26 protein-coding genes are annotated in these 26,958 nt (G+C 32.3%); 14 read left to right on the forward strand and 12 right to left on the reverse strand.

Translation table 11 applies throughout. The features are described from left to right. Positions 1-89: 89 nt before the first annotated feature. Positions 90-1,112 carry a quinone-dependent dihydroorotate dehydrogenase gene (locus H4V97_RS04965; protein WP_196850885.1) on the reverse strand — a complete coding sequence of 341 codons (1,023 nt, stop codon included), beginning with the start codon at positions 1,110-1,112 and terminating at the stop codon, positions 90-92. 192 nt (positions 1,113-1,304) lie between these two features. Here H4V97_RS04965 and H4V97_RS04970 point away from each other — a divergent pair, with 192 nt between their 5' ends. Beyond that, positions 1,305-1,811, forward strand: a complete 507-nt coding sequence (locus tag H4V97_RS04970) for a YybH family protein (RefSeq protein WP_196850884.1) — start codon at positions 1,305-1,307, stop codon at positions 1,809-1,811. Positions 1,812-1,997: 186 nt separating this feature from the next. Here H4V97_RS04970 and H4V97_RS04975 read toward each other — a convergent pair whose 3' ends face one another. Both H4V97_RS04975 and H4V97_RS04980 read right to left on the reverse strand, forming a co-directional pair. Further along, positions 1,998-2,549 (reverse strand): DUF6799 domain-containing protein, encoded by a 552-nt coding sequence (locus H4V97_RS04975; RefSeq protein WP_209549109.1) that lies wholly within the window; start codon positions 2,547-2,549, stop codon positions 1,998-2,000. Between the two features lie 168 nt (positions 2,550-2,717). Further along, entirely contained in the window at positions 2,718-3,014 is a 297-nt protein-coding gene (locus H4V97_RS04980; RefSeq protein WP_196850882.1) for a hypothetical protein, read from the reverse strand. Positions 3,015-3,405: 391 nt separating this feature from the next. Here H4V97_RS04980 and H4V97_RS04985 point away from each other — a divergent pair, with 391 nt between their 5' ends. The 3 genes from H4V97_RS04985 (at position 3,406) to H4V97_RS04995 (ending at position 6,295) form a co-directional block, all read left to right on the forward strand. Next, complete coding sequence (locus H4V97_RS04985; protein ID WP_196850881.1) at positions 3,406-3,957, forward strand: hypothetical protein; 552 nt, start codon at positions 3,406-3,408, stop codon at positions 3,955-3,957. A 179-nt stretch (positions 3,958-4,136) separates the two neighbouring features. Then, the gene (gene pepT / locus H4V97_RS04990) at positions 4,137-5,393 is read left to right on the forward strand and encodes a peptidase T (RefSeq protein WP_196850880.1); all 1,257 of its coding nucleotides are present in this window, start codon (positions 4,137-4,139) and stop codon (positions 5,391-5,393) included. Between the two features lie 395 nt (positions 5,394-5,788). After that, a complete protein-coding gene (locus H4V97_RS04995; RefSeq protein WP_196850879.1) occupies positions 5,789-6,295 on the forward strand; it encodes a hypothetical protein in 507 nt (168 codons plus the stop codon). A 73-nt stretch (positions 6,296-6,368) separates the two neighbouring features. Here the strand turns inward: H4V97_RS04995 and yajC are convergent, their stop codons facing one another. From yajC to H4V97_RS05010, 3 genes are all read right to left on the reverse strand, one after another. Further along, positions 6,369-6,653, reverse strand: coding sequence for a preprotein translocase subunit YajC (gene yajC / locus H4V97_RS05000; protein ID WP_196850878.1), 285 nt, complete (start codon positions 6,651-6,653; stop codon positions 6,369-6,371). A 32-nt stretch (positions 6,654-6,685) separates the two neighbouring features. After that, the gene (nusB, locus tag H4V97_RS05005; protein ID WP_196850877.1) at positions 6,686-7,597 is read right to left on the reverse strand and encodes a transcription antitermination factor NusB; all 912 of its coding nucleotides are present in this window, start codon (positions 7,595-7,597) and stop codon (positions 6,686-6,688) included. Between the two features lie 185 nt (positions 7,598-7,782). Next, a complete protein-coding gene (locus H4V97_RS05010; RefSeq protein ID WP_317192118.1) occupies positions 7,783-8,883 on the reverse strand; it encodes a Glu/Leu/Phe/Val dehydrogenase in 1,101 nt (366 codons plus the stop codon). Between the two features lie 202 nt (positions 8,884-9,085). Between H4V97_RS05010 and H4V97_RS05015 the strand changes: the two genes are divergently transcribed. The 5 genes from H4V97_RS05015 (at position 9,086) to H4V97_RS05035 (ending at position 16,144) form a co-directional block, all read left to right on the forward strand. Beyond that, positions 9,086-10,846: an ABC transporter ATP-binding protein gene (locus H4V97_RS05015; protein WP_196850876.1), complete on the forward strand. Its 1,761-nt coding sequence runs from the start codon at positions 9,086-9,088 to the stop codon at positions 10,844-10,846. Positions 10,847-10,917: 71 nt separating this feature from the next. Continuing rightward, positions 10,918-11,298: a PUR family DNA/RNA-binding protein gene (locus H4V97_RS05020; RefSeq protein ID WP_196850943.1), complete on the forward strand. Its 381-nt coding sequence runs from the start codon at positions 10,918-10,920 to the stop codon at positions 11,296-11,298. A gap of 204 nt (positions 11,299-11,502) precedes the next feature. Further along, the gene (locus H4V97_RS05025; protein ID WP_231385475.1) at positions 11,503-12,312 is read left to right on the forward strand and encodes a hypothetical protein; all 810 of its coding nucleotides are present in this window, start codon (positions 11,503-11,505) and stop codon (positions 12,310-12,312) included. 660 nt (positions 12,313-12,972) lie between these two features. Beyond that, entirely contained in the window at positions 12,973-15,492 is a 2,520-nt protein-coding gene (mgtA, locus tag H4V97_RS05030; RefSeq protein WP_196850874.1) for a magnesium-translocating P-type ATPase, read from the forward strand. 100 nt (positions 15,493-15,592) lie between these two features. Beyond that, positions 15,593-16,144, forward strand: a complete 552-nt coding sequence (locus H4V97_RS05035) for an RBBP9/YdeN family alpha/beta hydrolase (RefSeq protein ID WP_196850873.1) — start codon at positions 15,593-15,595, stop codon at positions 16,142-16,144. Positions 16,145-16,321: 177 nt separating this feature from the next. On the opposite strand, the gene H4V97_RS05040 is transcribed toward H4V97_RS05035, so the two are convergent. Then, positions 16,322-16,648 (reverse strand): four-helix bundle copper-binding protein, encoded by a 327-nt coding sequence (locus H4V97_RS05040; RefSeq protein WP_196850942.1) that lies wholly within the window; start codon positions 16,646-16,648, stop codon positions 16,322-16,324. 323 nt (positions 16,649-16,971) lie between these two features. Then, entirely contained in the window at positions 16,972-17,307 is a 336-nt protein-coding gene (locus H4V97_RS05045) for a tRNA-binding protein (protein ID WP_209549110.1), read from the reverse strand. Positions 17,308-17,454: 147 nt separating this feature from the next. Here H4V97_RS05045 and H4V97_RS05050 point away from each other — a divergent pair, with 147 nt between their 5' ends. Continuing rightward, entirely contained in the window at positions 17,455-18,348 is an 894-nt protein-coding gene (locus tag H4V97_RS05050) for an alpha/beta fold hydrolase (protein WP_209549111.1), read from the forward strand. A 171-nt stretch (positions 18,349-18,519) separates the two neighbouring features. Next, entirely contained in the window at positions 18,520-19,074 is a 555-nt protein-coding gene (locus H4V97_RS05055; RefSeq protein ID WP_209549112.1) for a thioredoxin family protein, read from the forward strand. A gap of 221 nt (positions 19,075-19,295) precedes the next feature. Here the strand turns inward: H4V97_RS05055 and H4V97_RS05060 are convergent, their stop codons facing one another. From H4V97_RS05060 to H4V97_RS05075, 4 genes are all read right to left on the reverse strand, one after another. Further along, positions 19,296-20,228: a peptidylprolyl isomerase gene (locus tag H4V97_RS05060; RefSeq protein WP_196850869.1), complete on the reverse strand. Its 933-nt coding sequence runs from the start codon at positions 20,226-20,228 to the stop codon at positions 19,296-19,298. A gap of 311 nt (positions 20,229-20,539) precedes the next feature. Further along, positions 20,540-21,001, reverse strand: coding sequence for an IS200/IS605 family transposase (gene tnpA, locus H4V97_RS05065; protein WP_196850868.1), 462 nt, complete (start codon positions 20,999-21,001; stop codon positions 20,540-20,542). A 77-nt stretch (positions 21,002-21,078) separates the two neighbouring features. Further along, on the reverse strand, positions 21,079-21,408 hold the full coding sequence (locus H4V97_RS05070; RefSeq protein ID WP_196850867.1) for a hypothetical protein: 330 nt from the start codon (positions 21,406-21,408) through the stop codon (positions 21,079-21,081). 541 nt (positions 21,409-21,949) lie between these two features. Next, a complete protein-coding gene (locus H4V97_RS05075) occupies positions 21,950-24,022 on the reverse strand; it encodes a M3 family metallopeptidase (protein WP_245345259.1) in 2,073 nt (690 codons plus the stop codon). A 197-nt stretch (positions 24,023-24,219) separates the two neighbouring features. Here H4V97_RS05075 and trmD point away from each other — a divergent pair, with 197 nt between their 5' ends. The 3 genes from trmD to H4V97_RS05090 all read left to right on the forward strand — a co-directional run bounded on the left by trmD (position 24,220) and on the right by H4V97_RS05090 (position 26,934). Next, complete coding sequence (gene trmD, locus H4V97_RS05080) at positions 24,220-24,897, forward strand: tRNA (guanosine(37)-N1)-methyltransferase TrmD (protein WP_209549114.1); 678 nt, start codon at positions 24,220-24,222, stop codon at positions 24,895-24,897. A gap of 175 nt (positions 24,898-25,072) precedes the next feature. Then, positions 25,073-25,423 carry a 50S ribosomal protein L19 gene (gene rplS / locus H4V97_RS05085; RefSeq protein WP_073354306.1) on the forward strand — a complete coding sequence of 117 codons (351 nt, stop codon included), beginning with the start codon at positions 25,073-25,075 and terminating at the stop codon, positions 25,421-25,423. Between the two features lie 284 nt (positions 25,424-25,707). Beyond that, on the forward strand, positions 25,708-26,934 hold the full coding sequence (locus tag H4V97_RS05090; protein ID WP_196850864.1) for an isocitrate dehydrogenase (NADP(+)): 1,227 nt from the start codon (positions 25,708-25,710) through the stop codon (positions 26,932-26,934). Positions 26,935-26,958: the final 24 nt, after the last annotated feature.

Here is a 26,958-nt window from a genome sequence, read left to right on the forward strand (position 1 = left end):
ACTCAAAATATTAGATGGTTTTAGGATAAATTTCAACCTTATTTAGTTTTGGTTTTCCCAAATTTCCCCAAATTTTAGAATAATCCAAATTACTTAATTCTTTCTAAAATTTCCTTGTTTATGGCTTTCACCAATGCAGGACCTTCATATATAAATCCAGTATACAGTTGCACTAAACATGCTCCTGCTTCCAGCTTTTCAATTGCGTCAGCGGCAGAATGGATTCCACCTACTCCAATAATAGGAAAGGCTTTTTTACTGTTTTGAGATAAAAATCGGATTACTTCAGTGGAACGTTGCGATAATGGTTTTCCTGACAGACCGCCCATTTCCGTTTTGTTTTCGGATTGTAATCCTTCGCGGGAAATCGTTGTATTTGTAGCAATAACTCCAGCAATTTTAGTTTCTTTAATGATATCAATAATATCTAGTAATTGCTCATCAGTCAAATCAGGAGCAATTTTCAAAAGAATCGGCTTTTGTTTTGGCTTAGCCAAATTCTTATTTTGCAGCGTTTGCAACAATTGAGTCAATGGTTCTTTATCTTGTAAGGCACGTAGATTTGGTGTGTTTGGCGAACTTACGTTGACTACAAAATAATCAACATAATCAAACAAAGCTTCAAAACAAATTTCATAATCTGAAGTGGCATCTTCATTTGGTGTCAATTTATTTTTACCAATATTCCCACCAATCAAGACGCCTGTATTTTTTTTCAATCGTTCAACTGCTTCAAGAACACCACCATTATTAAAACCCATTCGGTTTATGATTGCGCTATCTTCTTTAAGGCGAAACAACCGTTTTTTTGGATTTCCTTCTTGCCCCTTTGGTGTAAGAGTTCCTATTTCGATAAATCCAAATCCAAAATTTGACAATTCTTTATATAATTTGGCGTCTTTATCAAAACCAGCTGCCAATCCAACTGGGTTTTTAAATTTTAATCCAAAAACTTCGGTTTCTAACCGTGGATCATTGATGTCATAGAGCGATTTAAAAAGGGACGAAAATCCCGGAATTTTAGATAAAAATCTAATAAGTGAAAAAGTGAAATAATGAACTTTTTCCGGATCAAACCAAAAAAGTATGGGACGAATTATTAATTTATACATGATTGTTGTGTTGCTGCTGCAAAAATAGAACTATCTACTCGATAATTAAATATTTGCAAATTAATTTAATAAATGAATTCTATTTTTCATAGAATTAATCTGAATAATTAATTATAAATCACTAATTTTAAGCATCTTATGTTATTTTAAATTGAATCAACCTTAAATATTTAATTATTAAACTTTAAAAAAATGAGAAAAAATTTAAATTTCCAGAAATTCTTGTCTGTTTGCATCGCTATTGTCAGCTGTATGTTTATTTCAACAAGTTGTAATTCTCAAAAAAAAGAGAATAAAGAAACTTTCAATATGGCAGTTGCCAAAAAAGCTGTTGAGAAACAAAACACAATTTTTACTGAGGCAATGAACAAAAGCGACTCGATAGCTGCAGCCAATTGCTACGCTACAGATGCAAAATTTATGCAGCCTAATGCAAAAGCTGCTGTTGGCAAAAATAATATTCTTCACGTAATGTCGGCTTTTATGAAAATGGGAATGCCAAAACTCAGTTTGAAAACCATAGATGTTTGGGGAAATAGTGATTTGCTCTTATCCGAAGATGAATGGACATTTACCGATAAAGACGGAAAAGAATTAGACCGAGGAAAGTCGTTAGTCGCTTGGAAAATGGAAGATGGAAAATGGAAAATGTTCCGTGACTGCTATAATTCTGATATGCCAATGCCACAAGCTAAATAAATTTATCCGTTTTCAGCAATGAATAATAAAATTATCAAAACTTTAAATTATATACCATGTTGGCTAACTAATCTGAAGTTTCTACTACGGCATTAAAATAAAAAAACCGAACCCATAAAATAACTGAGTTCGGTTTTTTTAATTTCAACTTTTAAAATAAAATGCAGCTTCAAATTTTAAATCTTTCTACTTTTTGTTCATTTTTTCTTTTTCCATTTCCATTTTAGATTTGGTTTTCATCATCATCATTCCATTCATATCCATCATTTGACCGTTTTCAATCATCATAGATTTTCCGTTTTTCATTTTCACCATTCCGCTAGGAGAAACTACTGAACCATTACTTAATTTCATATCTTTTTGCATCATCATCATTTTCCCATTTTTCATCATCATCATCTTCCCATTTTTCATGTGCACATAATCATTCATTTTGTTCATCATCATTCCATTCATAGCGATCATGTCCCCGTTTTTCATCATCATGGATTTTCCATTTTTCATTTTCACCATTCCGCTAGGGTAAACCATTGTGCCGTTACTCATTGTCATTTCTCTATTCATCATCATCATTTTACCGTCCTTTACCATCATCATTTTACCGTCACTCATCATTACATGGTCCTTAATTTGCACAATTTTTGAATCATCCACCTTATTTTTATCAATTTTGCTCTCATGAGCCATCACTCCCATGGAGAAAAAAGCAACCACCAATAACACAAATAAATTTTTCATAACTTTTTGATTTTAAATTATTTAATTTTTTTTTTGACATATTAAAATTACAAAAAAAGTATATCAATTTACTGAAAAATAAAATTATAAAAATAATTTTAAAAACTGATGTTTAACAGCGTAGCCAATCATAGTCAAAAGTGCACAATTAACAATATTCTATTATTGTTATACATTATCAATTTTGTGCTTTAATCTAACTTTAACTAGAAAAAATATAATTACGGTTATAATTATCATAAAAACTACAAAGATGGAGTGTCTGAATATTTCAAGTTCATTTAAAAAATATTCCAAACAATGATGAAATAATAAGCTAGCTGCGATGTAATTAGACATCCATGCATCTCTTTCTCCTTTGGTTAAATCCCCGAGTAATTTTTTACCTGTTTCGGTATATTTGGCATTTACAAATTCGACAGTTCGAACTTTTGTTTCGCTCGCAGTTAATAGTGGAGTTTCCATCGATTTTTCTTTTTTACAAACTACCTATATAGTAAAGCACAAAGCAAATAAAAGTATCTTTTTCATAATTTAAAAATTGAAGTTAATAATCTAAAAATTAAAAAAAGATCTGGGAAATTTAGGATTAAATTTAGCAATAAAAATTGACATATCACTTGCATTTTTTAAATTTATATTTTTTAAATATCTGAATATCAATTTTTTATAAAAAAATTAATGACTCTAAAAATAAAAAATGTCGATTTTAAAAAAGATCAAACAAAAAAATTATAAATACTAATGAAGATGGCATTTAATTCTGACAAAACGGTATGATTTTAGTGTCGAATACCTTAAATTAGCATTGGAAAATTAATACAATTACCAATTTTATAAACAACTACTTAATATCATGAAAATTAAAATTACGATTAGCTTACTCTTCTTCTTTAGCGTTCAACTTTTTTTTGCACAAGCTGTCAAAAATGACTCTCTTCATTTCGCTGCGAATACCACGGTAATAACCACGATTACAACAACAAAAGACACTCTTAAAGTTACAGGAACTGGAATACTATTAAACAAAGACAACATCGCATTAAAAGAAGATGAAAGAGCTTTGAATGACAGATTAAGAGCTGAAAAAAAAGCACTAAAAGATGCTAAAAGAAGTGAGAACGAAAAAAAGGATTTTGAAAAAAAGCAAAGACGTTTTGAAAGACAACAAGACAAAATTGCCTCAAACGAAAGTTCTGTTGCTAAATTAAAAAGTAAACTTGCAAAAGAAAAAGAAAATTTTTCGAAACTTTCGGGAAGATTAGAATCAAAGAAAGCAAGAGGAAAACTTTCATCTACCAAAATTGAAAAAGAAAACATCAAAATAAGCAAAAGCCAGATAAAAATTAACAAATTAGAAGATGATTTGGAAAAAGCTGGAAATAAGCTCACTAAAAGCAGAAAATAGCAAATACCACCTTCGGGTGGTTTTTTTTTTGTGTAAAGAGAAACATCCCGAAGATAAATTATTTCTAATAGTAACTCTTTGCACTGATTTCAAAATTAGAGAAAAAGACAAAATTTAGTTCGAGAGCCACCAGAAAATGCTCCTAAAAAAATGATTACATTTGCATAAAAAAATAAAAGATGCAACATATTATAGATCGATTTATCAGCTATGTAACCATCGATACAGAATCTGACGCCAACTCTGAAACCACGCCAAGTACAGCCAAACAATGGGATCTGGCCAATAAACTCGTTGAGGAATTGAAAACTATTGGGATGCAAGACGTAACAATAGATGACAAAGCATACATCATGGCTACCTTGCCAAGTAATGTTATTCATGAAGTACCAACTATTGGATTCATTTCACACTTTGACACTACACCCGATTTTACCGGAGCCAATGTAAAACCTCAAATTATTCCTAATTATGATGGTAAAGACATTGTGTTAAATGCAGAACAAAATATTATATTATCACCTAATTATTTTAAAGATTTGTTATTGTACAAGGGACAAACGTTGATTACAACTGACGGCACAACCTTGTTAGGTGCCGATGATAAAGCTGGAATAACCGAAATTGTTACCGCAATGGAGTTCCTAATTAAAAATCCAGAAATCAAACACGGAAAAATCAGAGTAGGTTTTACACCTGATGAAGAAATTGGTCGTGGTGCACATCATTTTGATGTAGATAAATTCGGAGCTGAATGGGCGTATACTATGGATGGTAGCCAAATAGGTGAACTGGAATATGAGAATTTTAATGCGGCTGGTGCCAAAATTATTTTGAAAGGAAAAAGTGTTCACCCTGGCTATGCCAAAGGAAAGATGATTAATTCCATGTTGATTGCCAATGATTTCCTCAATCAACTGCCTCTAGGTGAAACTCCAGAAGAAACTAAAGGATACGAAGGATTTTTTCATGTACACCATTTAACCGGAAGTATTGAAGAAACAGTTTTGGAACTTATTATAAGAGATCATAACAAGAAAAAATTTGAAAAACGTAAAGAATTAATTGAGAAAATTACCAAAAAAATCAATAAAAAATTTGCGAAACAATTTGGTGAGGATATTGTTGTAACCGAAATAAAAGACCAATATTACAATATGAAAGAAAAGGTATTGCCTGTAAAACATATTGTAGATATTGCAGAGAAAGCCATGAAAGAAATAGGTATTAAACCGCTTATTAAGCCCATTCGAGGCGGAACTGACGGTTCTCAATTATCTTATAAAGGATTGCCTTGTCCTAATATTTTTGCGGGTGGACATAATTTTCACGGGAAATACGAATACGTTCCAGTAGAAAGCATGCAAAAAGCAGTTGAAGTAATTGTAAAAATTGCGGAATTAACAGCAATTGGCGATTTCTCTAAAAGTAAATAATGATAATTTAGTAACATCTGAAATTTAGTTTCTTATTCGCGACAAAATCAATAATTTGTCAAAAAAAATAAACAGAAGTGTATCAATACATATCGAATATATCATAAATACAAAGGAAAAAAAAGTCTCATGAAAATGAGACTTTTTTTTTGCATATTTTCGGAGTATTCAACAAATGATTTCATCATTTCCTCTTTACATCGAATCTTACATACATTAAAATCACTAAAACTACATTAATTAAAAAAACACCTTTTGAAAAAATAAACAAACTTAACATTGGCGCACCAATAAAAATGCTTAAATTTAATAACATTTTATTAACCATTCGTTAATACCTGTGGTAATCAATTTTATTCATGTTAAAAAAATAATTTAAAATAATACGTAACGTTATGGTAGTAAAAAAAGAAGAAACTGAAGTACAAAAAGCGCCTGAAGTAATTGAGTCAGTTAGTCCAATTAAAACTAACAAAATAACAGCAGCTAGTGCAACTGGACAACCTAGTGTAGTTGTTGAAAATACTTCTACAGAAAAAAAAGTCCCAGTAAAAGCACCTGCAAAAATTCCAACAAAAGTAGCGGTAAAAGTCCCAATAAAAGCGCCAGTAGAAGATAAGACGGCTAACGAAGCGGGCGAAAATTCTATTGATGAAACTAAAGAACTAGATAAAAAAAAGAAGAAAAAAAGCAAAACTGACATGAAACAAAAATCAAAAGACAAGGCTAAAAAGGCCGATGCAAAAGAAAAAGCGAAACAAAAAGCTAAGGCAAAAGCGAAAAAAGCAAAAAAAGCAAAAAAAGACAAAGCAAAAAAAGCTAAGGTAAAAGCGAAAATAAAAGCGAAAAAAGCCAAAGCAAAATCTAAAAAAGCGAAGAAAAATAAAAAGAATAAAAAATAATCTACTTATTTTCTTTAAAAAAGTCCCAATCCGAAATATCGGTTGGGACTTTTTTATAAATATAAAAACTGAATTATTTTTTTACTACTGCAGTATTTAGAGCCGCACTCATTTCCATTGAAATAGCGGAACGCTCCATTTTTAATTTTCCTGACATAGTCTCAACAATAACCGTTGTATCCCCAAGCTCAGAAACTTTTCCATGAAGACCACTTTTTGTAATAATCTTATCGCCTACTTTCAAAGTACTTTCAAATTCTTTTTCGCTTTTAGCTTTCTTTTGTTGTGGTCTAATCATGAAGAAATAAATCACCACAAACATTAATAGAAACGGCGCAAATTGAGTTAATTGTCCCATAATTTTAAATTCTCTTTTTTTGTTTATAAATATTACATTAAACCACGACCGGCTTTAATCATTTTTTTATTAGCCTGCAGCTCTTTTACTAAATTATCTAAAATTCCGTTGATAAAAATACTACTTTTTGGAGTAGAATACTCTTTAGCAACTTCTAAATATTCGTTAAGCGTAACTTTTACTGGAATCGATGGAAATTTTAGAAATTCACAGATAGCCATTTTAAGAATAATGGTGTCAATTTCAGCAATTCTGTCGCTGTCCCAATTTGGCGTTTTATCAACATATTCTTTAGCAAATTCCGTTTCATTCAAGACCGTTTTTCTAAACAAATCTCTAACAAAATCTTTGTCCTCGTTGTCTTTATACAATTTTGGAACTCTGAAATTGTCATTTTCACCAGATTTAATAGCTTTCAGTTGTTTGATGATATGAGTATTAACCAATGGAATATCGTCCACCCAAGTTAATTTATCATCTTCTAAATATTCATATAATTTTTCATTAGGGACAATTACATCCATAAATAAATCAACAATAAACTGTTTATCTTCTTCGAATGTGTTGATTGAATTGCTCATGTATTTTCCATACAACTCACTTGACTTTATATCATTAAGAAGTAATAAAATATAATCATCGTTCAATGTCCAATTGTCAATTTTACGATTTTCAAGAGCAATACTTAGTGAATTGTTTTCTGAAAGAATTTGAAAAATACTATTTTTAATAAATTTTTCATTTGGCTTACGCTCTTCTGGAGTGGCAAGATGTTTCAGAGACGATTTATGTAAAAAGATCGTTTCTTTTTTACAAATTTCAATCAGGGAAGAAAGCATTATTAGGTATAAATCTTGAATATTGTCGATACTATAAAAAAGAAATTTTTCTTCTTTTTCAAGATTATCAGAACCATTTTGATGCATCGCATAAATGGATTGCATAACTTTGACGCGGATGTGTCTTCTATTTACCACCTTGTAAGAACTTTATTAATTAGTTTGCAAAAATAAGAATTTCATCCTTGTAAATAAAATTAAAAGACCTTTTTTTAAAAGTAATCAGTATTCAGTCTCGGTTTCCAGTTCTATCTGAACTCTGCGACTGAACACTGCTTATTAACTATTTTCTATCTATTCTCTATCTTTCTTTGATCAATACGATTTTGAGCTATAGTCAAAGCCGCATGATGCGTTGTAATTCCATTAGCAATTGCGAACGCAAAAATCTCCAGCGTTGTATTGTAAATATTCTCTGTTTTACGCATGATTTCCGCTTTGTCATAATGCGCTAATTCTGCATAAACATTAATAATACCACCAGCATTAATCAAAAAATCAGGAGCGTAAAGAATACCTCTTTCTTGCAAAATAGCACCGTGAATATTCTCATTTGCTAATTGGTTATTCGCAGCACCAGCAATTACTTTCGCTTTTATTTTATGTACAGTAGCATCATTTATCGTTGCTCCCATCGCACAAGGCGCATAAATATCAACATCAGCAGTATATAAATCATCACCTGTGAATATTGTGGCACCGTATTTAGATCCAACTTCGTACAATTTTTCTTCATTAATATCTGCGATGGTAACTATTGCACCTTCTTTTGTCAAATAATCAACTAAAGTTTCTCCAACGTGACCAATTCCTTGTACCAATACTTTTTTCCCGTTAAGTACATCCGAACCAAATTGCTGTTTCGCAGCTGCTTTCATACCAAGATATACTCCGTAAGCGGTCACAGGTGATGGATTTCCAGAACCGCCTCTTGATTCAGAAATTCCTGTCACATAAGGCGTCACGTCTCTGACGATATCCATATCTGCGGTCTCCATCCCTACATCTTCGGCAGTAATATATCTTCCGCTTAGTGAATGTACAAACTCACCAAACTTACGCATCAACTCAGGAGTTTTTTGGGTTTTGGCATCGCCAATGATAACTGCCTTACCTCCACCAATATTCAGTCCTGTAATGGCTGCTTTATAAGTCATACCACGAGAAAGTCGCAATACGTCATTTAAAGCTTCCCATTCATTGGCATAATTATACATGCGAGTACCGCCTAAAGCAGGCCCCATAACCGAATTATGAATACCAATAATTGCTTTTAAACCTGTATCTTTGTCGTTGCAAAATACAATTTGTTCGTGATCATCAAATGATAATTGACCAAAAACGGGATCCATTTTTTGAAGTTCCTTTCCAGTTGTGAAAGCTGCATTCATAGTATTAATTTTTATAGTGATAAAATTATGAATTTGTCAAAAAGACAAATCAAATTTACATAAAAAATAAATATACACTAATTTTTAAGCTTAAATTTATTGATATGATAATTATCAGACTAAAATATTAATTTTACAGATTATTAAAAACTGAATGAAATTCAAAAAATAAAACTATTTCAATAAAGAATATCTTAAAAAAATGAAAGAATTACGCTATTTAAATAAATACTTTGTCAAATACAAATACAGTTTTTCTCTTGGTATTTTATTTACCATCATCGCACAAATATTTTCTTTGTTTACACCAAAATTAATTAGCAAATCCTTCAAAGTAATTGAATCTTATTCTAAAGATAAAAACGTAGCCATTTCGGTGATTCGTGAAGAATTAATTTCGAATATTTTACTGATAATTGCGACTACTATTGTTGCTGGTTTTCTTACTTTTTTGATGAGACAAACCTTAATTGTTATGTCGCGACACATTGAATTCGATTTGAAAAATGAAGTCTTTAGACAATATGAAAACTTATCACAGAATTTCTACAAACAAAACCGTACCGGCGATTTAATGAACCGCATTAGCGAGGATGTTTCAAAAGTAAGAATGTATGTAGGCCCTGCCGTTATGTACACCATAAATACTTTTATTCGTTTTACAATTGTGATCGTATATATGTATAACGTATCGCCACGATTGACTTTGTATACTATTCTTCCTCTACCCATATTATCATTTTGTATCTTCAAATTAAGCTCGGAAATCAATATACGAAGTACCATTTTCCAGCAATATTTATCAAAAGTTTCCAGTTTCTCTCAAGAAATATTTTCGGGAATTCGAGTTATAAAAGCCTACTCATTGGAAGATCAGCACCAAAACAACATGGTGGATTTAGCGAATGAGAGCAAAAGCAAAAGTTTAAACTTAGCCAAAGTGCAATCACTATTTGGACCATTGATGTTGGCGCTGATAGGAATAAGCAACTTAGTGGTGATTTATTTTGGTGGATTAATGTACATTGATGGCACCATAAAAAGTATTGGAACCATAGCAGAATTTATTTTGTATGTCAACATGCTTACTTGGCCAGTGGCATCATTAGGTTGGGTTTCGTCAATGGTGCAAGAAGCCGAAGCTTCTCAAAAACGTCTCAATGAATTTCTTAAAATTGAACCCGAAATAAAAAATAATAACCCTAAAAAATCTATTATTGAAGGCACAATTTCTTTCGAAAATGTAAGTTACACTTACGAAGACACCAATATTCAAGCTTTAAAAAATGTAACTTTTACGGTCAAAAAAGGGGAAACATTAGCAATTCTTGGAAAAACAGGATCAGGAAAATCAACTATTTCCTCTTTAATCTCTCGATTATATGACGTAACGAGTGGAAAATTAAATATCGACGGAAATGAAATAAGCACAGTCAATCTTTATGACTTGCGAAATAGCATTGGAATCGTGCCACAAGATGCCTTCTTATTTTCGGATAGTATCAAAAACAACATTAAGTTTGGTAAAGAAAATGCTACCGATCAAGAAGTAGAAACAGCTGCAAAAAATGCGGTGGTTCATGACAACATCCTTGGTTTCAATAAACAATACGATACCATATTAGGCGAAAGAGGAATCACGCTTTCCGGAGGTCAAAAACAGCGCGTTTCTATAGCCCGAGCGATTATCAAAAACCCTCCAATTTTACTTTTTGACGATTGTTTATCCGCTGTTGATACGGAAACCGAAGAAGCGATTTTGAACAATTTATTTGAAATTTGCAAGGATAAAACGACCATTATTGTAAGTCACCGAGTTTCATCTGCTAAAAATGCTGATAATATTATCATTCTTGAGGATGGAAAAATTATCCAACAAGGTTCTCATAATCAATTGATAAATCAAGAAGGATACTATGCCTCCTTATATTTAAAACAACTTTCGGAAAAAGAATTGCTTTAATTGTTGTGTAATACATATATTTTTTAGATTTTTGAGTACTACTTAACAACCATAAATTGACAGAAAGGATTATGAGAGAAAATGACATGTTAGAAAAAGAAGAGATATTTTCAAAAGTTCTACGAGCTGGAAGAAGAACATATTTCTTTGATGTGAGGGCTACAAAAGCAGATGATTATTATATTACAATTACCGAAAGCAAAAAATTTACTGAAGAAGATGGCTCATTCCATTTTAAAAAACATAAAATTTATTTGTACAAAGAAGATTTTGCTGCTTTCGCAGAAATTTTAGGGGAAATGACATCCTATGTATTAAACCACAAAGGAGAAGAAGTAATCTCTGAAAGACACCAAAAAGATTTCAAAAAAGAATATGCTTCAGATAAAACAGATGATGATATCCTACCAAAAACATCTAGTTTTACCGATATAGATTTTGACGATATTTAAAGTCTAATAGATACTTAAACGAAAGTTAAAAGTCTGAAATTCAAATGAATTTCAGACTTTTTTCATTATATTTAGGATCTAGACAAAAAAAAAATGACAGAATCCAATTCCTTGTTCAACTTTTTTTACGCCAAATTTTTATCTGAGAAAACAAAAAAGAGAACTGAAATATTCTTTGTCTCGCTAGCGATAATAAGCTTTTTAATGCATTTGTTAATTATCGCACTAGTTGATTTTAAAATTATTTTAATCAATGATTATTCAAAATTACTAACTAATCCAATTTCAGCAATCTATACACCTTTCTCGTTCATATTGATTTATGAAGTGTATCTTTTAGTTTATTATTTGCCTAAATCAACAACCATCTACATAGGAAAACAATATGAAATTATTACTTTGATCATTATTCGAAGAATATTCAAAGATTTAACAAAATTAGAACTTAACTCCAACTGGTTTGATGTAAAATACAATGTAAATTTCACCCTCGATATTATTGCAACAATACTTTTATTTTTATTGATTTTTATTTTTTATAACCTCAACAGAACAAATGAGATCAATCAAGCTAAAACTCAAAAAACAATAGATGTAAACAAATTTATAAAACTTAAAAACATTTTTGCTTTAGCACTCATCCCTATATTTGTTTTATTATCCGTTTACAGTTTAGCACATTGGATTTACGAAAGTTTCTTTTCATTGACGCAAATAGTCACTACTATTAAGGACATCAATAAGATTTTCTTTGATGATTTTTTTACAATTCTTATATTAATAGATGTACTTTTGTTATTGTTTTCCTTTTTCCTTTCGGATAAATTTAATAGAGTAATTAGGAATTCGGGCTTTATAATTTCAACCATACTGATAAAACTTTCTTTTGCTACCGAAGGAATTCTGAATACAATCCTTATTGTTGCCGCAGTTTTGTTTGGTGTAATAATTTTAGCCATCCACAATAAATACGAAACTTTAGAAGCAAAAAAAGTAAGTACTTTTGAGACTTAAATCACCATATTCTTAAACCGTTTTCTACGTTTAATCAAATCGCATTACAACAATAGTAATGCTCTTCCGCACTGAATCTAAAACCAAAAATTAACTCATAAATTTTATTATTTGCTTTTTAGCATAAATAAGGACTGTTATTTGTCGCTTCAGTAGCTCTTCTTTTTGATAAAGCTAAAATTGCATATCAGAAAGAACATTAAAAAAAGCTATGGAATATTACTCAAAAAGTTATGCAACCGATTCATTAAATGTCGATGCCAGCTGTAATAGAGCTTCATCATATTATGAATTTGACGCGTTTAAATGAACTTGGAATGATTGGGCAGATTTATCCAAATTAGGACAAATCAATGGAAAAAAAACTTTATATGAATTATTGCAAATCATAAGTGACAAAAAACCAACTGGTGGACTTACTTTTGCTGCAACGACAATAATCAAGTAACCATTTTAATTTAAAAATGGGATTCTAGTAATTATATCATCTCTATTTTTAAATTTCTTCTCCAACTATTAAATCTCTACAGTAAAAAAAAATGAGTAACTTTGATAACAAACTCGTTTTCAACACTATTGACACTACTTATTCGCATCCAATAAAACCCATTTCGCTATTATTTTTCTATTTTATAATCCAAAACTTTAGAACTTTAATTTATGAAAACTTCAGCAACCGCGAATTTTTGGCAATTCGACACAAACTATTGGCTTCAAAAACTGAATAGTAGTAACAAAGGTTTGTCTAAAACTGCTGCCGATAAAATACTATCACAGTCGGAACATATCAAAAGAAATAAATCGGTTTTCAGGAAAGATGTGACTCTTTTTATAGGACAATTTAAAAGCCCATTGATGCTGTTATTGATTGGTGCTGTAGTATTATCGGCTTTTCTTGGCGATACCTCCGATGTGTTTATTATCCTCTTTATTGTTTTATCTACAGGTTTACTTAGTTTTTTCCAAGAAAGAAATGCAGGACGGTTTGTCGAAAAATTACAGTCGTTGATTGCTTTAAAAAGCAATGTTTTGAGAGATGGGAAAGAACAGGAAATTTTCTCTTATGAAGTGGTAACTGGAGATATTATTATTTTGAAAGCCGGAGACATGCTGCCGGCTGATTGTCTAATAATTGAAGCTAACGAATTGCATGCAAATGAAGCCAGTTTAACTGGAGAATCTTACCCAACGGCAAAAGAAACTGGGGTTTTAGACCCAAATACCGCATTGGCGAAAAGAACTAATTCGCTTTGGGAAGGTACTAATATCGTCAGCGGAACGGCAAAAGCGTTAGTAATTAATACAGGTAACAATACCATTTTTGGAAATATTGCGAAAAGTGCAACCACAACGGTAGAAACTAAATTTGAAAAAGGAATTAAAGACTTTGGTTATTTTCTAATGAGGATAACATTGGTTCTTTCACTCTTTATTTTAGTGGTCAATCTATTATACCACAAAAATGTTATTGACTCGGCTTTATTTGCTTTGGCTTTAGCCGTAGGAATGGCGCCCGAGCTATTACCAGCCATCACAACAATTGCGATGAGCGCTGGGGCAAAAAGAATGTTGGACAAAAAAGTTATTGTCAAGAAACTATCTTCTATTCAAAATTTAGGCGAAGTAAATTTATTATGCACGGACAAAACTGGAACAATTACAGAAGGAGCAATTATAATATCAGGCGCGGTAGATGGTCTTGGCACCGAAAATCAATTTGTAAAAGAACTCGCTTATTGGAATGCTTTTTTTGAGTCTGGTTATGCCAATCCAATAGATGAAGCGATAAAAAAATTGGAATTGCAAACAAAAATTATTCCCGTAAAAATGGGCGAAGTTCCATATGATTTTATTCGAAAAAGATTAAGCATTGCAGTCAAAAATGCCCCAAATAAGTTATTAATCAGTAAAGGAGCATTTAACCAGATTATCAGTATTTGCACTAGCATCCGTTTAAGCGATGGCAGCGTTGAAAACATTGAATCTCACAAAACTGAAACTGAGAAAAAATTCAATCAATTTGGGATTAACGGTTTTCGAACCATTGCAGTCTGTTATAAAAACATCGCAGCCGACAGTATTTCAAAAGAAGATGAAACAAATATGATTTTTGCGGGTTTTATTTTGCTTGAAGATCCTATAAAAGCTGGAATCATAGAAACCATTGACGAGTTAAAAAAACTACAAGTACATCTAAAAATAATTTCGGGCGACAACAAAAACGTGGCACTTTCTATTGCGTTGAAAATTGGAATAAAAGATCCTATTGTAATGACTGGAAAAGAACTTTTTAGTACAAGTCCGGAGGCGTTACGACAATTAGTAAAAAAAACACACATTTTTGCGGAAGTGGAACCTCAACAAAAGGAACGTCTTATTCAATCTTTACGAACAACATATACTGTCGCGTATGTGGGTGATGGCATAAATGATGTTTCGGCTTTAAGTGCTGCCGATATCGGGATTTCTGTCGAAAATGCAGTGGATGTCGCCCGAGAAGCTGCCGATTTTGTATTAATGGAAAAAGACTTGAAAGTCATAATTGATGGTATAAAAGAAGGTAGAAAAACTTTTGCAAATACCTTAAAATACATCTTTATCAACACCGGTTCCACTTTTGGGAATATGTTTAGCGTGGCAATAGCTTCCTTATTACTACCTTTTTTACCCATGCTTCCAAAGCAAATTCTGCTGACTAACTTTATTACTGACTTCCCATATCTCACCATAGCATCAGATAATGTTGACGAGGAACAACTTCAGAGACCGGGCAAATGGAATTTGAAATTGATTCGGAATTACATGGTCATTTTTGGCATACACAGTTCTATCTTCGATGTAATCACTTTTCTAATCCTTTATTATATATTAAAAGTAAAAGAATCGGCTTTTCAAACGGCTTGGTTCGTAGAATCAATACTTACAGAACTTTTTATTTTATTTATCATACGAACGCACAAAAATTTCTTTAAAAGCCAACCCGGTAAATACCTATTTATTTTGAGTTTTGTTGGATTAATACTAACATTGATTCTACCCTATTTACCCTTTGCAGATAAAGTAGGACTTTCTCCATTACCTTTTCTCAATATGGGAATAATGTTACTAATCGTCGACATTTATATCCTAACTGCTGATCTACTGAAAGTTTGGTTTTTCAAAAAACATATGCAGTCTTAAATACTGATATTTTGGCTCCAAATACTATTCTGGTATCTTCTATAATTAATTTAGTGCTTAAAATATTTGAAATAGATTTTCTAAAAAGTATTTTTGTTTAATGGAAACGAAACTATTAATATTGGCAGGACTCGGCGATTCCGGAGAAAAACATTGGCAAAGCTATTGGTTACAAAAATTTAAAAATGCCACTAAGGTGGCCCAAGAGAATTGGGATGAACCACAATTAGACGATTGGCTTGATAAATTACAGGAAGCAATTTCACAATTAGATTCTCCAACCATTTTGGTGGCACATAGTCTTGCTGTATCTATGGTTTTGCATTGGGCTGCAGCAAATAATAATCCCAATATAATTGGGGCGTTATTAGTTGCGCCAGCCGATGTTGATTCCGAAGATCATACTCCAGAAACGATTTGGAATTTTTCTCCGATGCCAATTAAAAAATTAGATTTCCCATCTATTGTTATCACGAGTGATAATGATCCCTATATTTCATCGGAAAGAGCCCAATATTTTGCGCAAATGTGGGATAGCGACTTTATAAATATTGGACAAAAAGGACACATCAATTCCGATTCAAATTTGGAATTCTGGGAAGAAGGCCAATTGATTTTGGAACAATTAATTCATAAAATTAATCGACAATAAATCTGGAGTTGTTTTAGTAAAACGGTTTTCTATTAAAATAAAAAACTGCTTCAATTTGAAAAGCAGTTTTCTAATTTTAATAGAAAAATATAAAAATAGTAGCTGTCATTTTTATTAAGCGAAACAATTAATTTTTTCTAACCCAACAAACTATTTACCGTTAATATAAAATTTAAATTAATGTGCCAATTGTTGTTCACTACACATTTCTGCACATTTACGGCAAGCTTCTGCGCATTTTTTACAATGTTCCATGTCGGGATGTTTTTCACATTCAGTGGCACATCTTTCACACATTTCTCCACATAGTTTTAGAAAAATATCTGTATTTTCAGAATTTCGTTCCATTAACTGCGCTGTTAAACGGCATATATCCGCACAGTCTTGGTCGTTCATCATGCAATGAGCCATTTCCATTTCTTTTTCTAAATGGCATGCATCATAACAGTGTGTGCATTGTGCAGCACAAAAATGCAATACGTCAATCATACTTTGCTTTTCCATTTTAAATATATGTTTAAATTAATATTCTATTTTTTTAAACTCCAAAAGAGAATGTTTCTGATTTGATACCCGTCAATTTTTCTGCACGTAGAAACCAAGATAATAATTAATCGATTCGAAAGAATTAGCGATGGAGTATACTACTCGAATGATAATTACAAATAGACTTTTTTTTTCGATGATATGCTAAAAAAAATTCCAAGATCAATTAGGAGAAAAGTAAATTTACAATATTTTTATTTTTAAACATTTGATAAATAATAAATTAACATTTTAATAACTGAACTTTATTGGAAAACATAGCCACTTAAATATTTTCTAAATCAACCAATACGCAATCCATTTTCAATCTTGAAATCAGGTGATAACAATATTACATCACCTTCCTCGCCCACTGCACCGAGGACAAGACATTCGCTCATGAATTTGCCAATTTGTTTTTTAGGAAAATTTACCACTGCTACAATTTGACGGTTTACCAAATCTTCTTTTTCGTAACGTTTGGTAATTTGTGCCGAGGTTTTTCGGATTCCAATTACGTTACCAAAATCTATTGTGAGTTGGTAAGCTGGTTTTCGAGCTTCAGGAAAATCATTGACTTCCAAAATAGTTCCTACACGCATTTCTACTTTTTCAAAATCAGACCAAGTTAATTCCATAGTTAAAATTTATTAATAAAAGGATAGTTCGTAACAAACCTATCAATTTTACAACTAATTACACTAATTCTATAAAACAATTTTTATCTAATCTTTCTAAATTTACAAATCAACCAAGCTATTAAAAAACTATAATATTGTTACAAGATGGAAGAAAATCAAGCAAATGGAAACGAATTAATTAGAAACAGTAGTTTTTCTAAATCAAAAATGTCAACTGATAAATATATTGAAACGGAAACAAACGTAAAATTATACGTGAAGGACTACGGCGAAGGAAAACCAGTAATTCTTATTCATGGTTGGCCACTTTCCAATGAAATGTGGGAATATCAAATTGATGCTCTTGTCGAAAATAATTTTAGAGTTATTGCTTACGACCGTCGTGGTTTTGGAAAATCCTCGCAACCCTGGGAAGGTTACGATTATGACACTCTAGCTGATGATTTAAAGGCAATTATTGATCAATTGGAATTAGAAGATGTTTCACTTGTAGGGTTTTCGATGGGTGGTGGCGAAGTCGTTCGTTATTTCAGTCGTCATGGTGGAAAAAACGTTGTAAAAGCAGTACTTATTTCGTCAGTTACTCCATTATTGTTAAAAACAGATTCGAATCCAGATGGTGTGCCGCAGGAAAAATACGATGCCATGGCGGAACAAATTAAAGATGATAGAATGAATTTTCTGGAAAGTTTTGCTAAAACATTTTTTGGCGTGACTTTTATCATAAAACCCATAAGTACAGCCTTATTAGACTATTATAGAATGTTATGTTCATTTGCATCACCTCGTGCAACTTTAGAGTGTGCAAAGTCTTTTTCCACAACTGATTTTAGTAATGAAATGCGAGACGTTAATGTTCCAACTTTGATTATTCACGGAGATGAAGACAAAACTGTTCCTATAGAAATCACTTCAGAAATTGCAGCCAGATTAATTCCTGACAATATATTTATTGTTTATGAAGGAGCTCCACACGGCTTGTTTTATATCGAAAAGAAAAAATTAAACAATGATTTGATTAAGTTTTTAAATTCTTAAATTTAGACTGAATCACTAAAAAGTATGTTCCGAAGAGTCAGTTGTCAATAGACCAAACACTTTGGAGCGTACTTTTTCTTGTTTTGATTCTAAAATAGTTCCAGCAAAAAACAGAATATTTTCTAATACTGTCTTTTTTATTGTAATTTGGTGAAAGCAATTTCAACTTCAATGGCAAGAACAACTTCAAATATAGTAGCACTGGGGACTTTGGCTCCAAATTTCAAATTAAAAGACACCAATTCCAGCGAATGGTTTTCTTTTCCGGATTTAAAAGGCGAAAAGGGAACTTTGGTTGTGTTCATCTGTAATCACTGCCCGTTTGTTCATCATGTAATCGATGAGATTGTTATGATCGCTAATGATTATCGGGTTCAAGGAATTGGAATAATTACGATTTCCAGCAATGATGTTTCAAAATATCCTCAAGATGCACCCGAATTGATGACTGAGTTTGCTTTCCAAAATAAATTCGAGTTTCCCTATCTTTATGACGGAACACAGGAAGTAGCAAAAGCCTATGATGCCGCTTGCACGCCTGACTTTTACTTATTTGACAATCAAGATAAATTAGTTTATCACGGACAATTGGACGACAGCCGTCCTGGAAATGGAATTCCGTTAAGTGGTAGCGATTTGCGTGGTGCAATTGATAGCGTTATTTACAATAGAACGATTAATCCAAATCAAAAACCGAGTTTAGGTTGCAATATTAAGTGGAAATAATAAAATTTACAATTTACGAAGTTAGAAATACGATAAACCAGTAAACTGTTCTATATACATTTTTTGTTTCATCCCGATAGCTCGGGACATTACACCAAAAACATTCGAACTGACGAATAGTTAATTTATTTATCACAAAAAAATCCCAAAACTCTCGCTTTGGGATTCTAAATGAATTGGATTGTTCAATACTGCAAACTGCGACTGAACACTGAATACTATTACTTCACGTCCATTAATTCTACATCAAAAATCAAAGTAGCGTTTGGTGGAATTGCTCCTCCAGCGCCACGAGATCCGTAACCTAAATGTGATGGAATTACAAAACGAGCTTTATCACCTACGCGTAACAAGGCAATACCTTCGTCCCATCCTTCGATTACATTTCCTTCTCCTAATGGAAATTCAATTGGTTTTTTTCTTGGGTAAGAACTGTCAAAAACTTTTCCGTCTGGAAGTTGTCCTGTATAATGTACAGAAACCGTTTTACCGTTTTCTGCTTTTTTACCTTCACCTCTTTGGATAAATTGGTAACGCAAACCGCTTTCTGTCTTTTCGAAACCAGCAGCTAATTTTTCCATTTCAGCTTCTGCATCTGCTTTTAGAGAAGCATCACGTTTGTTACGGGCACCTTTGAAATTAATAAAAGCTTCAATTGCATTCCATTTTTCAGCTTCAGCTCCAACTCTAACAATTTCCACTGCATCTAAAACATCTCCTTGAGCGATAGCATCAACAACATCCTGACCTTCTACAACATGTCCAAAAACAGTATGCTTACCGTCTAACCATGAAGTTGGAACATGTGTAATGTAAAATTGAGAACCGTTTGTTCCAGGACCTGAATTAGCCATAGCTAATATTCCCGGTTTGTCATGTTTTAAACTTGGGTGAAATTCATCATCAAACTTATACCCTGGATCTCCAGTTCCAGTTCCTAGTGGACAACCACCTTGAACCATAAAATCAGGAATTACTCTGTGGAATTTTAATCCATTATAAAATTTTGTCCCTTGTGGTTTTACCTTATTTTCTAAGTTTCCTTCTGCTAATCCTACGAAGTTACCAACAGTTCCTGGTGTTAATTCGTGCTCTAATTTTACTAAAACCGACCCTTTTGCGGTGTTGAATTTAGCGTATATTCCGTTTTCCATGGTGTTTAATTTTTATTGAAGGGCAAATTTACAAAATTAATTTTAAAAAGGGAATTGTAGGATTCGTTGATTTGGCTATTTGGCTATTTGGTTATTTGAAAGTTTGCGGATTACCGAGAAATAGATTTTTAGTAACTAAAAGAGTCGATTGTATTTAGTTACCTATGTTCTAAAATTGCTGTTTTTATTTCATTAGGAACTAAATATAGGTAAAAAAAAACCAATCGTTTCATCTGTCCCGTTAGGGACTAAATGTTGGTAGAAACACACATTTCGCCTCTTCTTTTTGTCCCATTAGGGACTATACAATTTTAAATCAATTCTTTGAAAATAAATTTGTCGTCATAATCGATTTCAAATTTTTCAAGAAAATCAAGATATTCATCTTTAAATGTTTTCTTTTTATGATGCAATTCTTGATTTTGAATATAATTTACCACATGGTTTATTTGTGATTTACTATATGAAAACGCACCATAACCTTCTTGCCATTCAAAATGTCCGTTTGTTAGTTTATTTTCATTGATCCATTTTGAAGAACTTTGTTTTATGTCCTTCATTAAATCTGAAATCGATTGTACCGGTCTTAACCCAATCAAAATATGGATATGATCCGGCATTCCATTTATTGCCAAAAGCTTATGGTTATTATTTTGAATTATACCCGTCATATATTTATACAAATCTTCTTTCCATTTAGATTCTATAATTCCATGCCTGAATTTTACCGAAAAAACAAAATGAATGTGTATTTGAGTGTAGGTATTTGCCATATGTTTCGTCCCTACGGGACTTTATTGGTGGGGTTATTATTTTTTTGCTACCAACATTTAATTCCTAGCGGAATAAGCTATTGCTTGTAATATTTCCGTTGAGATAAAACATTTGATTTAGATTTTAATGGGAAATTGCGAAGAATTTTACAAATCTGTTCTTGTTTAAAGTATAAATAAGCATCTTCATTTTGCACTAAAAAAAGCATAAAATCATCTAACTCGATTTTACTGCCATTTTGACCCATATCTTTCCTCACCAATTTCATAATTTTAAAATACAACTTAAAATGATTTACTGCTGAGTTTGGTTTATTAAGCTCAAGAGTCCAACTGGTAAAAGATTTAAAAACATCATCGGGGGCGTATAGAAACATATCTTTTTTAATGTCAAGCAGGCGCTTCATAATATCCTTATCAGAGAACGATTTGCCTAATTAACTTCTTGCAATTATATCAAAAATTATATTTACTAATTCCGAATACATTTTATATTTTCTATCCGAAAGCTGACTTTCAATATTTATAATTTTATCCTTTTGATGTTGTACTCTCCAAATCAAAAAAGCACGTACTGTTGCCATTAACAAGAGCGAAATTTCTTTCTACCGAATTTCACAATATATATTGTGCATTTTTATAAAAAATTTTATTAATTATGTCAACTTGTTTATATATAGATTAATAGAACACATTGTTGTTTCGCTAATTTATTAAAAATTAGTTTAAAGCCTTTAAAAAGAAAGATTTATTTTATAAATACTTTTCGTACTCATTCAGTTCTTCAAAACCTCCTAATTCCACAAAACCCTAGCCCAGATAGCAGTGGAAATCCTTTTTATTCGGCTTTTCGGCGTATAAAAAGATTGCAACGGATAGCTGGAATAGCTCCAAAAAAAAAATGGCATCCATTACGAATGCCATTTTGATTATTGAATTAAACTAAGATTATTTATCCGACAGTCCTGCGTTTCTTAAATAAGGTTCGATTTCCATATCGTGTCCTATGAATTCTTTGAAGGCTTTATTTAAATCTACACTATTCCCTACTGATAAGATGTATTTTCTGAAACGCTCACTATTTTTTCTTGTGAGACCGCCGTTCGCTTTCATCCAGTCGTACACATTATAATCTAATGTTTTAGACCAAGTATAAGCGTAATAACCTGCTGAATAACCTCCACTCCAAATGTGCGCAAAATAAGGCGTGTGGTATCTTGTAGGCACTTCGTTTACTAACAATCCGTATTTTTGAAGTGCTTCATTTTCAAAAACTAAAGCAGGTTTGAAATCCCCTTCTTTTTCAACACTATGCCAGTTCATATCTAATGTTGATGCCGCCAAAAGTTCGGTTACATCATATCCTTTGTTAAAAGTTTCGGCTTTTTTAATCTTATCAATTAATTCCTGAGGAATCACCTCTTTAGTCTTGTAATGAAGTGCATAATTTTTTAAAACTTCCGGATCTAGCGCAGCGTGTTCATTGATTTGAGAAGGAAATTCTACAAAATCACGTGGCACAGCCGTTCCAGAAAGACTGGTGTAATTTTGATTTGCGAATAAACCGTGCAATGTATGTCCAAACTCATGGAACATAGTCGTTACATCATCAAAACTAATTAGAGATGGGTTTCCGTTTACTGGTTTTGCAAAATTGTAAACGTTTACAATTACTGGTTTTTGTTTCAAATAATGAGATTGATCCACAAAGTTGCTCATCCAAGCTCCCCCGTTTTTATTGTCTCTTGTGTAGAAATCTAAATAATAGATTGCCATTGATTTTCCGTCATTATCAAAAACTTCATACGCCACAACATCGGGGTGATAAACCGGCAAATCTTTGCGTTCTTTAAAGGTAATACCGTACATTTTTTTGGCTGCAAAAAACACTCCTTTTTCTAGTACTGTTGTCAACTCAAAATAAGGTTTTACTTGACTTTCGTCTAAATCATATTTGGCTTTACGAACTTGCTCTGAATAAAAATTCCAATCCCATGGTTCTAATTTAAACCCACCTTTTTGAGCATCAATTAAAGCTTGTATTTCTTTTGCTTCTACTTTCGCTTTAGCGACAGCAGGAGGAGCAATTTTTGCTAATAAATTCATAGCTCTCTCTGGAGTTTGAGCCATTTGATCTTGTAGTTTCCATTCTGCAAAATTCTTTTTACCCATTAATTTCGCTTTTTGCAAACGCAATTTCGCCATTTTTTCCAGTATGTCGCGGGTATCACCCTCATCATTCTTTTCGGAGCGAGTCCAAGACGATTTGAATATTTTTTCTCTAGTTGCTCTATTGGTAAGGCTTTGTAATAATGGTTGTTGGGTTGTATTCAATAATCCTATTAAATACTGTCCATCGTGACCTGCCTCAGTCGCTTTTGCTTTTGCAGCAGCAAGTTCATTAGCGCTTAAACCATCTAAATCCTTTACATTATCAAACAAAACAGCTCCGTTTTTACGGGCAATTAATAGTTTAGTACCGAAAAGTGTACCTAAACTAGCTATCTCTCCATTAATTTTTTCCATTTTTACTTTATCGTCAGCAGATAAATTTGCACCTGCCAATTCAAATTTTTGCAAGTAAAACTGAGTCAATTTTTTATCTTCTCCCTTTAAGTTTTTTAAATCCAATGCTTTAAAGCGATTATACAATTGACTGTTCAAATAAATTTTATCATTGTGTGCTGAAAAAATCGGAGCATATTCTGCTTCAATCGCTTGCAGGGTTGGATTGGTGTTAGATCCTGTCAGATTATAAAAATCACTACTTGCTCTAGTCAAATCTACACCACTGGTTTCTAAAGCTACCACCGTGTTCATAAAAGTGGGCTTAGCTTTATTGCTTGTGATTTTTTTCACTTCTTCATCGTGAACTTTTAAAGCATATTCGAACGCAGGTTTAAAATGTTCGTTTTTAATTAAATTAAATGGCGGTGCTTGATATTGCAACGTACTTTTTTGTAAAAGAGGATTTGTCATTTTTACAGATTTTGTTTGTGCATAAAGTGCTTGTGTTTGCATAGAAGCAACAAAAATCACTGAACTTGCCACGATTATTTTTGAAAAAATTCGCATAGTATTATTTTTTAATTTGGGTATAAATATAGTTAAAAAAGAGTATCTGATAAAAATTAGATCTCCATTTAAAATAGTTTGAAGTCCAATTTTAAACACTACCCAATTAATAGTATTAACTTTGCATCTTAGAAAATAAAAAAATGCGCATAGATATTGTTACAGTTTTACCTGAATTGCTGCGAAGTCCATTTGAGGCTTCTATTATGAAACGAGCTATCGATAAAGGATTAGTGGAAGTTCATTTTCATAATTTACGAGATTATACTACAAACAAGCAGAAAAGTGTGGATGATTATCCATACGGCGGTGGTGCTGGAATGGTGATGACAGTGCAGCCTATAGACGCCTGCATTAGGCATTTGAAAAGCGAAAGAACCTACGACGAAATCATTTATATGTCACCTGACGGTGAAACTTTGAACCAGAAAATGGCCAATACCATGTCGATGTATGAGAATATCATTATTCTTTGCGGCCATTATAAAGGAGTGGATCAACGGGTTCGTGATCACTTTATCACTAAGGAAATCTCTATTGGCGATTATGTTTTGAGTGGCGGAGAATTAGGCGCTTTGGTTTTATCGGATGCTTTAATCCGATTGATTCCGGGTGTTTTGAGCGACGAAACCTCAGCATTGACAGATAGTTTCCAGGATGGATTATTGTCTGGACCCATATATACAAGACCCGCAGATTATAACGGATGGAAAGTTCCGGAGGTTTTAACCAGCGGTAATTTTGCCAAAATCGACAAATGGCGAGAAGATATGGCGTATGAACATACAAAGGCGAGACGACCGGATTTATTGGAGGAATAAGCCCCCTAGCCCCCAAAGGGGAATGTAAAAAATCCAAATTAAACCATTTAGAACTTTAAACAAGAAAAACTTTAAACTTTAAACTTTTTAATTATCTTTGCACCCAAATTCAGACCAACCTCTGGCGAGATCCGCGAATGTTGATTTGATATAAAAACCATAATTAAAAAATATCATGGCAGATTTAATGAAATTCGTTCAAGACGAATTCGTAACAAGAAAAGAATTCCCAGTTTTTGCAGCTGGAGACACTATCACCGTTTACTACGAAATTAGAGAGGGTGAAAAAACTAGAACACAGTTTTTTAAAGGAGTTGTTATTCAAAGAAGAGGTTCTGCTAATACAGAAACTTTTACTATTCGTAAAATGTCAGGTGCTATTGGAGTAGAGCGTATCTTCCCAGTTAACTTACCAGCTTTGCAAAAAATTGAAATCAACAAAAAAGGTGCAGTTCGTAGAGCTAGAATTTTCTACTTCAGAGAACTTACTGGTAAAAAAGCTAAAATTAAAGACAAAAGAAGATAGTCAACTATCTCTTTACTATAAAAAATCCCCAACAATGTTGGGGATTTTTTTTTGGAATAAATTTAATTTGGCTTTTTTGCATTATCTACATTAATTTACGGTTCTTATTTGGTAAAAAAAGAATATTATATTTTTCATATTCTCTTTTTAAGCAATTAAAAATAACAATTTAGCAATTAGATTTGATCAAAAAAAGTAAATGTAAACGCATTTTCTTTTACGATAACGTTTTATTACATTTGTAGTCACGTTTTTAAAATAAATAAATTACACATCAATACATTATGACAAAAATTAAAGTAGCCAATCCAGTGGTTGAATTGGATGGAGATGAAATGACACGAATTATTTGGTCTTTTATTAAAGAAAAACTAATTCTTCCTTATTTAGATTTAGACATTAAATATTACGATTTAGGAATTGAAAACAGAGATGCAACTAATGATCAAATTACTATTGATTCTGCAGAAGCGATAAAAAAATACAATGTAGGAATTAAATGTGCTACGATTACTCCTGATGAAGATCGTGTCAAAGAATTTGGTTTAAAGAAAATGTGGAAATCACCAAACGGAACTATCCGTAATATTGTAGGTGGTACCGTTTTCCGTGAACCAATTATCATGAAAAATGTTCCTCGTTATGTACAAGGATGGACTCAGCCAATTGTTATTGGTCGTCACGCTTTTGGAGATCAATACAAAGCGACAGATACTGTTATAAAAGGAAAAGGAAAATTAACTATGACTTTTGTACCTGAAGATGATGGTGAAACAAAAACATGGGAAGTATATGATTTTGAAGGTGATGGAGTTGCTATGGCAATGTACAACACGGACGAAAGTATTTATGGTTTTGCTCATTCTTCTTTCCAAATGGCTTTGACTAAAAAATGGCCATTATACCTTTCTACTAAAAATACTATTTTGAAAGCTTATGATGGGCGTTTCAAAGATATTTTTGAAGAAGTTTACCAAAAAAACTACAAAACTCAATTCGCTGAAGCTGGAATTACTTATGAGCACCGATTAATCGATGACATGGTTGCTTCTGTAATGAAATGGAGCGGTGGTTTTGTTTGGGCTTGTAAAAACTACGATGGTGATGTACAATCTGATACTGTTGCGCAAGGTTTTGGTTCTTTAGGATTAATGGCTTCTGTATTAGTAACTCCTGATGGAAAAACTGTAGAGGCTGAAGCAGCTCACGGAACGGTAACAAGACACTTTAGACAACACCAACAAGGAAAAGCGACTTCTACTAATCCAATTGCATCTATTTTTGCTTGGACAAGAGGATTGGAACACAGAGGTAAATTAGACGAAAATCAACCATTAATTGATTTCTGTCACGCCTTAGAACAAGTGTGTATCGACACGGTTGAAAGCGGAAAAATGACTAAAGATTTAGCCATGTTAGTTAAACCAGAAGGTTTAACTGCTGCTGATTATTTAACTACCGAAGATTTCTTGGCGGCAATAAAACAAAATTTAGATGCTAAATTAGCATAAATCTATTTTTTTTATACATTACAA

The sequence above is a fragment of the Flavobacterium sp. CG_23.5 genome (assembly GCF_017875765.1).
Taxonomy (GTDB): domain Bacteria; phylum Bacteroidota; class Bacteroidia; order Flavobacteriales; family Flavobacteriaceae; genus Flavobacterium.